This is a genomic window from Dryocola clanedunensis subsp. sulfonylureivorans (assembly GCF_016756775.1).
Taxonomy (GTDB): Bacteria; Pseudomonadota; Gammaproteobacteria; order Enterobacterales; family Enterobacteriaceae; genus Dryocola; species Dryocola clanedunensis.
In genome coordinates this window covers 168710-181784 of the sequence record NZ_JAERMU010000003.1, presented here as the reverse complement: position 1 = coordinate 181784, position 13075 = coordinate 168710, and the positions used below count along the sequence as shown (strand labels likewise).

Sequence of the window (13075 nt, the reverse complement as noted above, 5' to 3'; positions counted from 1 at the left end):
AAGTTATTCAGATTGTAAATAAGCCATGTTGGCGTGTGTGGTGGAGGTAGGCAAGCACGGCGGCGCTGGGTTCGTTTCTTCGACTGACCATCATCAGGTTCGCCGCTAACGCCTTTGAATTAAGAACCCGATACACTACACCCGGGATCGTTACCTGCGCTAACGGTGCGGGAACCAGCGCAATCCCTAACCCGGCACCGGCCATCGCCAGGACACTCAGAGAGCTGGAGATGCGCAAGGCGATATTTAACGAATCGCCAAGCAGCTCCCGCAGCTGCGTGTCCAGCTGTGAATCTGCATCGTTGATGGAATACATAATCAAAGGTTCATTCGCCAGCATCTCGACCGTCAGACTTTCGTAATCCGCGAGAGGATGTTCGCTGGACATCACAACAACCCTTCCCCATTCCCCCACGGTTTCATAGGCCAGGGACGAGTTATGATCCGGACAATAATCAGGCATATAACCCACATCCAGCGTTCCGTTCTGGATAGCTTCATGTTGAAGCTGCGGAGCCAGTTCCTGACAAATTAATTCGGCATCCGGGAAGGCATGGTGAAAGGATCGGACATCCTGCATCAGCCTCCCGCTGAAGACAGCATTGCCGGCAAACCCTATCCGCACCCTCCCTGTTTCACCGCGAAGAGATCGTTCAACGGCAAGGCGGGTGTGCTCGACCTGCTCCAGCGTGCGCGAGGCTTCCGCCTGCAAAAGCTTCCCGGCTTCGGTTAGCTCGACACGGCGACTGGTACGTATCAGCAGGGGCCCACCCAGCTCAGCCTCAAGGGCTTTAATCTGCATGCTCAACGCGGGTTGAACAATGTTGAGTCGTTCTGCCGCCCGGCCAAAATGCCGTTCTTCGGCAACGGCCAAAAAATATTTCAGGTGACGAAGATCCATATACGCCCTATTAATCATTAAATTTGATTAATCAGTAAAATCAATATGTCTGAGTTTAGCTGTTTGCCGAGCTAAATTGAATGCTGTTGCCTGTTATTTCCGACGTTATTCGACGCCCTGCCCAATCACGTTCGCCAGCATGTCGACAATATTCGCAGGAAAAACGACATCATCCGTGACACTCAGCTCTTCAGCGCTCCACCAGCGACACTCGCTGATGATTTGTTTTTCACTGCAGCTCCAGCTCTCTCTGCTGAGCTCGTTATCGTCCACCCGAACGACGTAGTATCTTTCCTGTGCCTTAACGGTTTCGCCATCAGGCAGCTTCATCACAAACTTTCTTACTGCGACAGAGACGCCGACGTCTTCACGCACGATGCCGGTTTCTTCCTGTAACTCTCGGATGGCGGCCTGCTCGTATGACTCGTCTTTTTCAACGCCGCCACCCGGCGTTGCCCAATATGACCTGCCTGTCAGCGCATCTGCACTGTGCGTGTATCTAAATAACAGTAAGCGTCCTGCATTATCGACTATCAATAATCTTGCGGATGGCCGCGTCCTCATTGCTATCTCCCGTTTGTCTCAGCCTGCTGCTCGTTAACTTCTGATTCAGCATTGTCATTTAAATCAGGCGTATCGACCATCATTTCCTGAATCGCTTCTTCATCCAGCGTGGGATTCAGGGCGGCGGCAAGAGGAGACGTAGCGAGGCTGTCCGGCATGACCACATGCGGCAAGGGGGCGTCGACAACAATCTCCGGCTGTCTTTTTCTGATCCAGACGATCAGCGCGATGAGCGATCCGCAGAGGCTGAAGAAAAGGTAGAGCACATTGCCCCCGAATGGCTGCATCGCCGCCCCGGTAGCAAGCGGCCCGATGCTGGCCCCTACCCCAAATGCCATTAGCAAGCTGGCGGTGAGCGACACCCTACGCTCTGGCGCAACCACATCATTAGCGATTGCAACGCCTAACGGATACAGCGAGAACAGCGCCATGCTGGCGATGAAGGTCATCACCAGGATCCAGTTAAAAGCAAGATGGGGCAAAAGTGACAGCGGAAGCGAGGTCAGAGCCAGCAGGAGCGCAGTAAAGAACAGGAGTCGCTGACGATCGTAGCGGTCGGACAGCCAGCTTAATGGGAACTGAGAAACCATCCCGGCAAAAATCGAAATCCCCATATATATCCCGGTCTGGCTTGTTGTTAGCCCTTGCGAGCTGGCATAGACAGGGGCAAGACCGTAAAACGCCCCGACGGCCATCCCCATCACCAGCACGACCGCCAGCAGCTTCGGTATCGCCGTCATGAAGTACCCTAACCCCATGGGAGCCGGTGACATGGGCTGCGCCGTTGTACGCGTTGTCAGCGCAATCGGTACCAGACAAAGGGAAAAACAGAGGGCAACGATAAGCAGCATCGACACGTCAAGCCCGGCTGTCAGGACGAGTATCACCTGCCCGCCACATAAACCAAGATAGGTCGCCACCATATAGAAACCAAAGATCGTACCGCGCTGGGATGATTCCGCCCGGTCGTTGAGCCAGCTTTCCAGCACCATATACTGGCACATCATGCACAGCCCGATGATTAAGCGCAGAAATATCCACAGAGGAATCGCGCTGCTCAGCCCGTGACCGACTACGGATGCGGTAATGATGCCGGCGCACGCGACATAGGCGCGGATATGGCCAACGCGTGCAATAAGGTTATGGCCGACTTTTCCGCCAATCACCAGGCCTAAATAATTCGCCGCCGTTATTGCACCGATCAGCGTACCGCTAACCTGTTCACCGGCAAGGCGCAGTGAGATATAGGTGGTGAGCAGCCCGGAACCGAGCAGCATTAGCAACGTGGTGGTGTACAGAGGCAAAAAAGTGTTGAGGATTTTTTTCATTCGTTTCCCTACGCTAAGCGGTTATTACGATCCATACATCCTGATTATGAATAACCATCATAGAGAGATTGTTTTGCTTTAAACAATCTCTCTTGCTCTTAATTCTCAGTCGAACTGCGGATGGCGTGGTAAAACCGTGATTCATGCTGGTACGGAAGGGAAAGTCAGCCTTTGCTGTACCTTGCAAAGACTGGCCAGGGCGGGAGCCGCCCCAGCTAATCTGCTTAACGCATTTGCAGAATGATGACGTTACTGCTTGCCGGATCGGTACGCTCGCGAAGCTCAGTAACGCTCTCCTGCTTCACTTTTTCGCCCGTGTTGCCCCAGGAAGAGCGAACAAAGTTAAGCACATCGGTCATCTCTTTATCAGACAACTGTTTGCGGAAAGGAGGCATGCGATAAGCATCTGGTTTGCCTCCGGCCACTATGCGGTCGGAACCGTTAAGGGTAATGTTAATGGCTGAGGCCTCATTCACCAGCATTGATGTCGCGCCTGCAAGCGGCGGTATCCACGGTGCCTTGCCACGTCCATCAACGCCATGACAGCTGCTACAGCGCGCAATGAATGTTTGTGCGCCAGGGTGCTTTGACCTCTCCGAAACCGTAAGCTTGCTGGCCGTTGAGCTGTCATACTTCCAGCTATCATCGGTACTGTTAACGCCCGGAGGCAGCGATTTCAAATAGAGTGCAATGGCGCGCAGATCGTCATCACTCATGTATTGCGTCGAGTTATTGAACGCTTCGGTCATCGAGCCAAAGACAACGCTGTGCTGATTGCGGCCCGTTTTCAGGAAGCTATAAATATCCTCCTCGCTCCAGCGCCCTAAGCCAGTATTGGTATCCCCCCTCAGGCTCGGTGCATACCAACCATCAAGCAGTGCGCCAGCCAGGTAATACTTACTGTCGGCGCTAAGCCCCTTCTCATTAAACGCGAGTCCTCTTGGGGTGTGACAGCTGCCGCAGTGGCCCGGGCCTTCAACAATGTATGCGCCTCGGTTCCAGGCGGCATTCTCCCCAGGCCTGGATGTGCTCGGCGCAGGATCTACAAAGAACAGGTTCCAGAATGCCATTGGCCAGCGCATATTCAGCGGCCAGGGGATTTCGCTTTCCCGGTTAGGTTGTTTAACCGGTTTGACGCTATGCATGAAGTAAGCATACAGCGCCCGGACGTCATCATCATTGAGCTTGATATAGGACGGATACGGCATGGCCGGATAAAGCCGATGACCGTCTTTTGCAACTCCGTGGCGAACGGCTTTGTCAAAATCGGCCAGCGTGTAGTTTCCGATACCCGTCTCTTTATCGGGGGTGATATTAGTGGCATAAATATCCCCTACCGGCGTGGCAAACTTAAGTCCACCCGCGAACGGGGCACTGTCTGGCGTGCTGTGGCAGGCCACACAGTCACTGACCCGCGCTGCGTATTCACCTTTGCCAATCAGCTCTGCTGAGGCCGTATCCCCGGAGAAGGGCTGTTCAAACGCAGACTGAGGCGAACGCAGCACAAACCACATTACCGCCGCAGCTATCAGCATTATGAGCAGGACAGCGGCAGCGAATTTTCTCTTTGTCATTTAATATTCCCTTAAATTCGTTGCCTCAGGTGAAATCATGTCGCGACAGCGGCATGCTGCGAACGCGTTTGCCGGTCAGCCTTGCGACCGCGTTAGCCACGGCGGGAGGGATAGCAGGCAGCGGAGGTTCACCGATACCCCCCATCTTTGCTCCACTTTCAACGATGCGAACATGTACACGTGCCATGCGTGACGGCGGAAGGATTGGATACAAATCGTAATTACGGGCAACAGGTTGGCCTTTTTCATAAAGGCTTTCTTCAATCAGAACCTGAGAAAGCCCAAGCGCCACAGCGCTGTTCACCTGCGCTTCAATGATGGCCGGATTAACAATATTACCGGGGTCGATCGCTTCCCAGATCTGGTGCACCCTGACCTGCCCATTTTCAATAGAGACTTCTGCGATGGCCGCCGCCTGCGTGCCAAAAGGTGATGCCATGGCGACCCCACGCGCACGACGCGATCCGTCAGCGGCGGTATACGGGCCAGCTTTCCAGCCACCGGATAGCTCTTCGACGGCACGCAATAAGGTTGTCAGCCGCGAATTGCCTTTCAGCAACCGCATGCGCAGTTCGAACGGATCTTTGCCGCCCTTATCGGCGATTTCATCAAGGAACGATTCATACAAAAAATCATTCATTGAGTTGCCGACGGAACGCCAGTACCCGACCATGACCGGCCCTTTTTTATAAAGTTGGGCAATACGCACATTGGGGATGGCGTAAGCTTTACCCGCCAGGCCTTCCACCGAGGTTTCATCGATCTTGTCGTCTTTTTTACCCGCGATCCCTTCAGCCGCGCCTTCACAGGTGCTGATAGCCTGAATAGCGATGGGATATCCCTCAGCGTCAAGCCCTGCGCTGAACCGCACTGCCGCCATCGGACGATGCGTATCGCGCAAAAACTCTTCTTCTCTGCTCCAGATCAGTTTGACTGGACGCCCCACCGCCCGCGCCAGCTGGATAGCCTGAGGGTAAGCCATTGCAGAGCGATCATAGTTAAAGTGTCGCCCAAAGAACCCGCCCATCAGAGGCGAATGAATGAAGACCTTTGAGATATCCAGACCGGTCAGAGCGGCCACATCGGCCTGGAATAGTTCCGGCTCCTGGTTTGGGATCCAGAGTTCCAGCGTACCGTCATCGTTAAACCGCGCCAGCGCTGTAGGGGGCTCCAGCTGGGCATGGTTCAGATGCTGGCTATGATACTGTGCCGTCAGGGTGGTTTTCGCTTCCTTCATCGCCTGGGCGAAATGCCCTTTGACCTCTACGTCCTCCCCCTCACCCTGGGCGTTTGTCAGCTCTTCGACGAACGCTGCAGAAGAGAAATCTGCGGGCATATAACGGAATTTTTCTGATTCGTCAGGCTCCAGCCAGTCAATTTGCAGGGCTTCAGCGGCTTGTTTCGCATTCCACCAACGCTCGGCGACAACGGCAACGGCTCCGGGCAGCTTATGAACGGAATGTATACCTTTCATCGATTGCACCTGGGCTTCATTACGAATGGTGCCGACTTGCAGTCCCAATCTCGGCGCATGCTGGACGGCGGCGTGCAGCATGCCCTCAACGCTGCAGTCGATGGTGTATACCGCCTTGCCAGTTGATTTTTCATAAACATCGAGCCGCTTAACAGGTTTACCTATCCAGCGGAAATCTGAGGGATGTTTCAGTTTTACAGATGCAACGTCCGGGACGGGCATATCAAGCGCACGCGCGGCAAGCTGCCCGTATGGCAGGGACCGGCCGCTGGCCTCATGGATAACCTTTCCAGGTTCGGTTTTCAGCGACGCAACGGGGACCTGCAAAACTTCTGCCGCAGCCTGCAATAGCATTTGGCGCGCCAGGGCACCAAGGCGACGCATGGTGAAGTAGCTGGAACGTACCGACTCACTGCCGCCGGTGCTTCTGATACCGCCTTCCATAATCAGGTAGTCAGCGCCTGCGGGGGCATTTTCCACAAGGAAGGTCGACGGGTCCGCATCCAGTTCTTCACCCACAATTTGCGCCATGGCTGTAAAGATTCCCTGCCCGCCTTCAGCAAACGGACACTGGAAACGAATAACATTATCCGGGCGGATCTCAAGAAATGCCGGTACTCGCGTGCCGGGTGCTAAGGTTGCCGGGCTGCCCTTCGCGCGAGCCTGTTTGACTGGAAAGCCAAAGCCCAGCACGAGCGCGCCAGCTGTCACACCGGCTGTAGCCAGCAGCAGGCGTCGACGAGAGATATTGACGGGCTCTTCTTGTGTAGGGAATTTTTCATTTTTGCCATTCTGGCGTGGAGGATAATCAGTCATTTTTTACCTCCACGCCCGCCACTTCATGAATCGCTGCGCTGATGGCGTTGTAGGTACCACAGCGGCAAAGATTGATCATGGCCGCATGTATTTCTTCTTCAGAGGGATTAGGCGTCTGTTTCAGTAATGCGGTAGCAGCCATGACCTGTCCTGACTGGCAGTACCCGCATTGTGGAACCTGATGTCTGACCCAGGCTTCCACGAGCTGTTTACCGACGTCATCCGCTTCAATGGCTTCAATTGTCATTATCTTTTTGCCCGCGGCAGTTTCCACGGGGGTCACACAGGAACGGACGATCTGACCGTCAATCATGACGGAACATGCACCGCATTGCGCCAGACCACAGCCATACTTGGTTCCCGTCATGCCCAGATTGTCGCGGATAACCCATAACAGCGGGGTATCCCCCTCAACGTCCACTTCGAATGTTTCGTTATTAATTTGAATGTCCATAACTCTCCAGTACGCCGCCTAAATTATCCAACAACCATATTTTCTGTTGAAAAATGGCATAACAACATTCCGCAAAACTGAATTTAAAACAGCAGTGTTTATTGTCGTGATTGTGAAAATCATCAGGATAACATCGAAATTATCATAAATTCATGCTGATAAGATCTCATAAATTAGCAAATCGAAATTTTAATACTTTGACATTAATAGGAATTGAGCCTTCTTGCCATTTCAATGTATTAAAAACAATTTTCGAAAATATCATTATTCCTGCAAATCACCACGTAAACTTAATTTTCGTATAAAATTAGCGGAACACCTCCTGCGCGAAAACCTACCCGATTTAGCTTTTATTTCTTACCTGCGTACGGGAATGCTTTCAACAACATACGGGCGGCAATCTGGCATGACCAGAGACGACTACACCGTGCTGTGCTGAAGTGCATCTTTAAGGCTTGCAGACGGCGATAACGCACTCATTGTCATTTTATCTCTATGTATCAGTGCATTGATTAAGAGAATATAAACAAATTTCATTTTTTCCCTATTTTTTAGTTATCGCTAAAAAACATTTGCATCTGGTCACCCGCCAGGCTATATATTTTAGCGAGCACTAAACAATAGAGGAACCTGCCATGAAAAAAGTCTTATTTGCTGCTGTTCTTGCGCTGAGCGCTTTACCGCTAGTATCACAAGCTTCCACCGAGATCACACGCTCGCATCAATGCGAACTTATGAGAGTTGGTACCATCAGCGCCGGTGGTGGAACTATTAATGAACTTACAGAGCACCTCGCGAGTCAGGCGCAATTATCCGGGGCTGATTTCTTTCGCGTTACCCACCTGAGCACCGACAAATTAGGTTATGCGACCGCAACGCTGTATGACAATGCGGAGGGTAATTCATGACGAGTAAATAGGTCTGAAGCGTTAACGTGTGGCCACACATATTTATTGTTCGTTCTGTTGGACAGACGCTGAAAACTTACTGCGCTAATTATTGCTGATATGCCATTACCTTTAATGCGAAGGAGAAAAATATGTTCTTACACTCATGGAAACAAAACCTGCGTCGTCACGGCGTAAGCACGCTGATGGGTATGACTTTGACTGCGGTTTCAGGCCTCGCGTCTGCCGCCGGTATCGTGCCATTTACCCAAAATACCTACGACACGCTGATGAGCGAAGGCAAACCAGTGATTGTCGATGTTCATGCCACCTGGTGCCCGGTCTGTAAACAGCAGGGAAATATCATTGCGCCGCTGGTCAAACAGCCGAAATACCAGCAACTTACTGTACTGAAGCTGGATTTTGATGCGCAAAAAGCCGAATTACGTCAGTTCAATGTCAGCACCCAAAGCACGTTGATTGCTTTTAACAAGGGTAAAGAAGTGACCCGGACGATTGGCGATACCAGCCCGACGGGTATCACCGCCCTTTTTGACAAGGTAGCTGAATAATGGATCTTGGGTTGTCATCGTATGGTTTTGGCTTTATCGCCGGACTGCTGACAACGCTTTCCCCCTGCGTGCTGCCGATACTGCCGATCATCATTGGGTCGGCGAGTACCGCACACCGCAGAGCGCCGCTGGTACTTGCGTTGGGGTTAGCGTTGTCCTATGCGGTAATTGGCACCAGCATCGCCTGGCTAAGCGGCAGCCTGGGCATTGATGCCGCTATTTTCCGCAAGGCAGGCGCGGTGATTTTAGGCCTTCTGGGGCTGGTGATGATGTCCAGCTTTTTGCAACAGCGTTTCGCGAATGCCACCTCCGGGATTGGCAACGCCGGAAACTCATTTCTCGATCGCCTGAACCCGCAGGGTCTTAAAGGGCAATTTATTACCGGCCTGGTCCTGGGCGTCATCTGGAGCCCCTGCGTCGGACCAACGTTAGGCAGCGCAATCTTACTGGCCAGCCAGGGAACACATTTACCGCAGGTTATGCTGCTGATGGGAATTTTTGGTTTTGGCGCGGCACTGCCGGTTCTGGCCCTCTCCTGGATTTCGCGGCCTTTGTTTATGAAAATTCGCGATCGCCTGCTTAGCGCCGGCAAAACAGGAAAGATGATCCTCGGTAGCATGATGGTGTTGATTGCCGTCCTGATTCTGACGGGGCTGGATAAGGCACTGGAGACCTGGCTAATTCGTATTTCACCTGACTGGTTAACGTCGCTGACAACCGCATTTTAAGCGAGCGTGCGTCAGCCAATAACCCGGAGAAAGACTATGAAACTGAGCGCTCGAATACCTGCTATCACGATTCCAGATATCATGATCATAAGAATTACCGTGGTGTTGCTTTACCTCGTTTCCGGCAACCTGAAATGGTTTTCAGCAGAGATGCAGTGGGTCGATGCGTTGACCAGTGAGACATGGCTCGCTTTTCTGCCTTCCTGGCTGGGACATGACGGCGCGAGTTATTTTCTGGCTGTCATCGAGGCTGCGGTTGCTATCGCTTTACTGGCCGGGGTCATCTTTCCTGTCCTGGGTGTTGTCGCCGCCGCGGGATTGATTCTCTCTTCCACTGTTATGCTAACGCTGCTGCCGGAGATCATGAGCATCAGCCTCAGCGGACTTATCCTGAAAGAGATTGTGCTGCTGGTTGCGGGATTAGTTTTGCTCCGGCACGATATCCGGCGGGTAAAAAGACAGGCTCCCTGTCAGCGGCGCTTATCATAACCACGGGCGTCGCGCGCCGCCAGGAATGCGGCGCACCACGCTAATAACAGAGAGTTATGCAAATAACGGCGCGGTTTTGTTGCGCCCTTCACGCTTAGCCAGGTACAAGTTTTCATCAGCATGGCTAATTAACCGATCGATGGACTGGCGTACCGACGAACTCTTAGTGATTTCCGGATACATTCCGCTGGTAGCAAAGCCAATGCTGACAGTCACATCAAGATCGCGGTCGGCGGCGCGGAATGGCGTATTGCAGATTTGCAGTCGAATCTCTTCTGCCAGGCGATAACACTGCGCCTGAGTTTTTTCATTAAAGGAGACGATGAGGAACTCCTCGCCACCCGCACGACAAATAATATTTCTGTCGTTCATATAGTGCCTCAGGCGATCTGAAAACTCTCTTAACACCTCATCTCCTGCCAGGTGCCCATAGCTGTCATTAATATGCTTAAAATAATCCAAATCGAGCAGCATAATACTGATGCTATTTTTCGAACTGATTTCTTTATTCTTAAATTGTTCAAGGCGGGCAAATAATCCGCTTCGTGAATAAAGTTTGGTCAGGGTATCAAAATTTGCCCGAACGGTGACTTTTTCAAAACGCTCGGTCAGGCCCAGCAGTTTGCAGGCGCAGATTAACGGGCTAATTTCCATGGCGGCAACCGCCACGCGCGTGACGGTCATGCTATCAACAAAAGAAAGCAAATGAGAACTGTCTATAGAGAAGAGATCGACGCTGACTAAAATAATCTGTGACAACCCGAGCAGCCCTGAAATCAAAACCGTCATCAGCAGGCTGTAACTCATCGCACACCAGATAAGCGCCGGGAGCGTAAAGGTAAGGCTGGCACCTCCTCCGACATAAAACGCACAGGTTGCAGATAACAGCAGTGCCAACACGGGAAGACAGTTTTTCAGCTCGCGCAGCGAAAATTGACTGCCGGAGGCCAGAATGACGGGGATAATCAGCATTCCCGTCGATAATTGTTCGCTAAACCAGGCAAGCCAGGCAACGTGAAAAACATCGCCAAAATAATGGACGCTGGCAGGTGCGCCAGCGGTGGCACAGAGCAATGAGGCTAAAAACACGCCGGGGAACAGTCGTGTCATCATCGGAAGTGTCAGCCTTTCATCGTGTCGGTCATAAATATACCAGGCAGCAACGATGACAAATGAAATGTTGGCGACATTCATGAGCAGAGCACCTGAAATACTCAGCCCATTGTAGTGATCCAGTACGGCCATCGTCATCCAGGCAAGGAAGACATGACGGCCTGTAAACATATTACGATATCGGATAAAGATACCGGTTAATACGGCATTGACCGGCCAGAAAGAGGCCAGCATAAGATGTGGGCGCAGCAGTTCACCTACATAATAGAAGACTATTGTTATCAGAATGATAATTAAAGCTGCACGGATATTATTGTTCCGATCAAAACTGGAGAATAAATGTTTACCGATCATGAAAATACTTTTCTCTGTCCATCAATAAAAACGCTAACGTTATCTCTTTGAGAGTGCAGTCGATTTGCTTAATAAATTGTTCATGCCTGCACGGTGCAAATGGTATGCCCGTAAATACAACCTGACTTTTCATTGTCTCACAATGAAAAGCTCCAGTATGAAGGTTGTTGTTTTAAATTAAATTACGGCTTGCCTGCCGTACAGAATGTCGATCGGGCGCGAAAATTCAGGGCGGCGTGTCCCCCGGAGCCAGGTGGTGTATGACCTCGACTTCCGACTGCAGTTGGATCTCCGGGTCTGATGCTCAGTGGAACGGAAACTCACGTTAAGCGACGTTTTCTGCCTCTGACATTGCTTCATTAAACGCCGGGCCGCTGATGGTGACCGGGCCTTTCTTCAGTGATTCCAGCAAAGACAGACGGCCGGAATCAACGGGTCCCAGCAGCGTCTCAAGCTGTGAACGCTGCACGGCTGACGGTATCATTGCCAGCCTGTCCCACAGGCGCAGCGTTGCTTTTTCCCTTACCTCTGAAATCAACCGGGTCAGCGTGGTGGCACCGGGGAGAATAACCCTGTGCTGCATCAGCCACCCTGTCGCCAGATCGAAAAGCAGACCGGGACGTTCGTTGCTTACCCAGCTCCGGGTATATAAAAGACGGGTAAGGCGAAATGTCCAAGGCCAGGCAAATTCACGATACTGATAGTGCTGACGTATCAGTGCTGCATGCTCACGGCGGGTATTTTCCCTCTGACCGTATTCTGCAAGAACGGTGATATCACGAATCTCGAGCTGTCTGGCGGTAAAATGCTGGACGCCGGAAGGAATATGATTCATATCAGTAAGAAAAGTGCCCAGAAAACGCACGCACCCGATTTGCAGGGCAATACCAAGCCGATTGTGATCACCCCGGCTTTTCCCGATAAATTCTTTATCCGCTTCATCAAGATGAAAATAACGCGCCAGCTGAAGTTCATCCGGTTCGCCGGTGAATCTGCCATAACTCTCAGCCTGCTCATTGGTCAAAAAATCAACGGGCATATCGGCCTCCCTGCTTGACGGTTATTTATTAACAATTTTTCAACCGTCCGAAATATTATAAATTGTCAGACATGTGAAAACAGTGTCGTTTTTATGTCTATTAAATCGATTTTTTGTTATAACAGGCACCAGTTGTCCGATATTTGATTTAGGATACATTTTTATGCGACTTTTTGGTTACGCACGGGTCTCAACCAGTCAGCAGTCTCTCGATATTCAGATCAGAGCGCTCAAAGATGCAGGGGTAAAAGCTAACCGCATCTTTACCGACAAGGCATCCGGTAGTTCAACCGATCGGGAAGGACTGGATCTACTGCGTATGAAAGTGGAGGAAGGCGACGTCATTCTGGTGAAAAAACTGGACCGTCTTGGCCGGGATACCGCCGATATGATCCAGCTCATAAAGGAATTCGATGCCCAGGGAGTTGCCATTCGTTTCATTGACGATGGGATCAGCACCGTTGGAGATATGGGCAAACTGGTGGTCACTATACTGTCCGCTGTCGCTCAGGCTGAGCGAAGTAGAATTTTGGAACGGACCCAGGAAGCGAAGCTGAAAGGCATCAGGTTTGGCCGCAGGCGCACTATCGACAGAAACAGCGTGCTGGCGCTTCATCACGGCGGAACGGGGGCCACGGCGATAGCCCGGCAGCTCGGCATTGCCCGTTCCACGGTGTATAAAATTCTTGAGGACGGGAAGTCTGCTTAGAGCATCAGGAAGTCACCATTAAATTTTGGTTAAGTTATGCCATCTGGTTACTATAGGTAATTAACCACAGAAA

At 51.6% G+C, this 13075-nt stretch carries 12 protein-coding genes and 1 pseudogene; 5 read left to right on the top strand and 8 right to left on the bottom strand.

Features of this window, described 5'->3' with window-relative positions; genetic code table 11:
* Positions 1-7: 7 nt before the first annotated feature.
* The 6 genes from HYQ67_RS04355 to HYQ67_RS04330 all read right to left on the bottom strand — a co-directional run bounded on the left by HYQ67_RS04355 (position 8) and on the right by HYQ67_RS04330 (position 7111).
* Complete coding sequence (locus HYQ67_RS04355; RefSeq protein ID WP_202301784.1) at positions 8-901, bottom strand: LysR substrate-binding domain-containing protein; 894 nt, start codon at positions 899-901, stop codon at positions 8-10.
* A 105-nt stretch (positions 902-1006) separates the two neighbouring features.
* Positions 1007-1465 (bottom strand): NUDIX hydrolase, encoded by a 459-nt coding sequence (locus HYQ67_RS04350; RefSeq protein WP_202301783.1) that lies wholly within the window; start codon positions 1463-1465, stop codon positions 1007-1009.
* A gap of 2 nt (positions 1466-1467) precedes the next feature.
* A complete protein-coding gene (locus tag HYQ67_RS04345; RefSeq protein WP_202301782.1) occupies positions 1468-2793 on the bottom strand; it encodes an MFS transporter in 1326 nt (441 codons plus the stop codon).
* Positions 2794-3017: 224 nt separating this feature from the next.
* Positions 3018-4367 (bottom strand): c-type cytochrome, encoded by a 1350-nt coding sequence (locus HYQ67_RS04340; RefSeq protein WP_202301781.1) that lies wholly within the window; start codon positions 4365-4367, stop codon positions 3018-3020.
* A 25-nt stretch (positions 4368-4392) separates the two neighbouring features.
* Positions 4393-6657 (bottom strand): xanthine dehydrogenase family protein molybdopterin-binding subunit, encoded by a 2265-nt coding sequence (locus HYQ67_RS04335; RefSeq protein ID WP_202301780.1) that lies wholly within the window; start codon positions 6655-6657, stop codon positions 4393-4395.
* The gene (locus HYQ67_RS04330) at positions 6650-7111 is read right to left on the bottom strand and encodes a (2Fe-2S)-binding protein (protein WP_202301778.1); all 462 of its coding nucleotides are present in this window, start codon (positions 7109-7111) and stop codon (positions 6650-6652) included. The genes HYQ67_RS04335 and HYQ67_RS04330 overlap by 8 nt, the downstream gene beginning before the upstream one ends.
* 635 nt (positions 7112-7746) lie before the next feature.
* Here HYQ67_RS04330 and HYQ67_RS04325 point away from each other — a divergent pair.
* The 4 genes from HYQ67_RS04325 (at position 7747) to HYQ67_RS04310 (ending at position 9787) form a co-directional block, all read left to right on the top strand.
* Positions 7747-8019: a YdgH/BhsA/McbA-like domain containing protein gene (locus HYQ67_RS04325; protein ID WP_202301776.1), complete on the top strand. Its 273-nt coding sequence runs from the start codon at positions 7747-7749 to the stop codon at positions 8017-8019.
* 131 nt (positions 8020-8150) lie between these two features.
* On the top strand, positions 8151-8570 hold the full coding sequence (locus HYQ67_RS04320; RefSeq protein WP_202301774.1) for a thioredoxin family protein: 420 nt from the start codon (positions 8151-8153) through the stop codon (positions 8568-8570).
* On the top strand, positions 8570-9298 hold the full coding sequence (locus tag HYQ67_RS04315) for a cytochrome c biogenesis CcdA family protein (protein ID WP_202301772.1): 729 nt from the start codon (positions 8570-8572) through the stop codon (positions 9296-9298). Before HYQ67_RS04320 ends, HYQ67_RS04315 begins: the two co-directional genes overlap by 1 nt.
* Positions 9299-9334: 36 nt before the next feature.
* A complete protein-coding gene (locus tag HYQ67_RS04310) occupies positions 9335-9787 on the top strand; it encodes a hypothetical protein (RefSeq protein ID WP_202301770.1) in 453 nt (150 codons plus the stop codon).
* A gap of 54 nt (positions 9788-9841) precedes the next feature.
* Here HYQ67_RS04310 and HYQ67_RS04305 read toward each other — a convergent pair whose 3' ends face one another.
* Both HYQ67_RS04305 and HYQ67_RS04300 read right to left on the bottom strand, forming a co-directional pair.
* Positions 9842-11254 (bottom strand): GGDEF domain-containing protein, encoded by a 1413-nt coding sequence (locus HYQ67_RS04305; RefSeq protein ID WP_202301768.1) that lies wholly within the window; start codon positions 11252-11254, stop codon positions 9842-9844.
* 349 nt (positions 11255-11603) lie between these two features.
* Positions 11604-12293: pseudogene (locus HYQ67_RS04300) on the bottom strand (DUF4158 domain-containing protein); the annotation flags it as partial.
* A 163-nt stretch (positions 12294-12456) separates the two neighbouring features.
* Between HYQ67_RS04300 and HYQ67_RS04295 the strand changes: the two are divergent.
* Entirely contained in the window at positions 12457-13002 is a 546-nt protein-coding gene (locus tag HYQ67_RS04295; protein WP_202301766.1) for a recombinase family protein, read from the top strand.
* Positions 13003-13075: the final 73 nt, after the last annotated feature.

Excerpts from the sequence above, each read along its gene's own strand:
- HYQ67_RS04315 (WP_202301772.1), top strand. The coding sequence starts at position 8,570 with ATGGATCTTGGGTTGTCATCGTATGGTTTTGGCTTTATCGCCGGACTG.
- HYQ67_RS04305 (WP_202301768.1), bottom strand. The coding sequence starts at position 11,254 with ATGATCGGTAAACATTTATTCTCCAGTTTTGATCGGAACAATAATATC.
- HYQ67_RS04340 (WP_202301781.1), bottom strand. The coding sequence starts at position 4,367 with ATGACAAAGAGAAAATTCGCTGCCGCTGTCCTGCTCATAATGCTGATA.
- HYQ67_RS04310 (WP_202301770.1), top strand. The coding sequence starts at position 9,335 with ATGAAACTGAGCGCTCGAATACCTGCTATCACGATTCCAGATATCATG.
- HYQ67_RS04320 (WP_202301774.1), top strand. The coding sequence starts at position 8,151 with ATGTTCTTACACTCATGGAAACAAAACCTGCGTCGTCACGGCGTAAGC.
- HYQ67_RS04355 (WP_202301784.1), bottom strand. The coding sequence starts at position 901 with ATGGATCTTCGTCACCTGAAATATTTTTTGGCCGTTGCCGAAGAACGG.
- HYQ67_RS04325 (WP_202301776.1), top strand. The coding sequence starts at position 7,747 with ATGAAAAAAGTCTTATTTGCTGCTGTTCTTGCGCTGAGCGCTTTACCG.
- HYQ67_RS04335 (WP_202301780.1), bottom strand. The coding sequence starts at position 6,657 with ATGACTGATTATCCTCCACGCCAGAATGGCAAAAATGAAAAATTCCCT.
- HYQ67_RS04350 (WP_202301783.1), bottom strand. The coding sequence starts at position 1,465 with ATGAGGACGCGGCCATCCGCAAGATTATTGATAGTCGATAATGCAGGA.
- HYQ67_RS04295 (WP_202301766.1), top strand. The coding sequence starts at position 12,457 with ATGCGACTTTTTGGTTACGCACGGGTCTCAACCAGTCAGCAGTCTCTC.
- HYQ67_RS04345 (WP_202301782.1), bottom strand. The coding sequence starts at position 2,793 with ATGAAAAAAATCCTCAACACTTTTTTGCCTCTGTACACCACCACGTTG.
- HYQ67_RS04330 (WP_202301778.1), bottom strand. The coding sequence starts at position 7,111 with ATGGACATTCAAATTAATAACGAAACATTCGAAGTGGACGTTGAGGGG.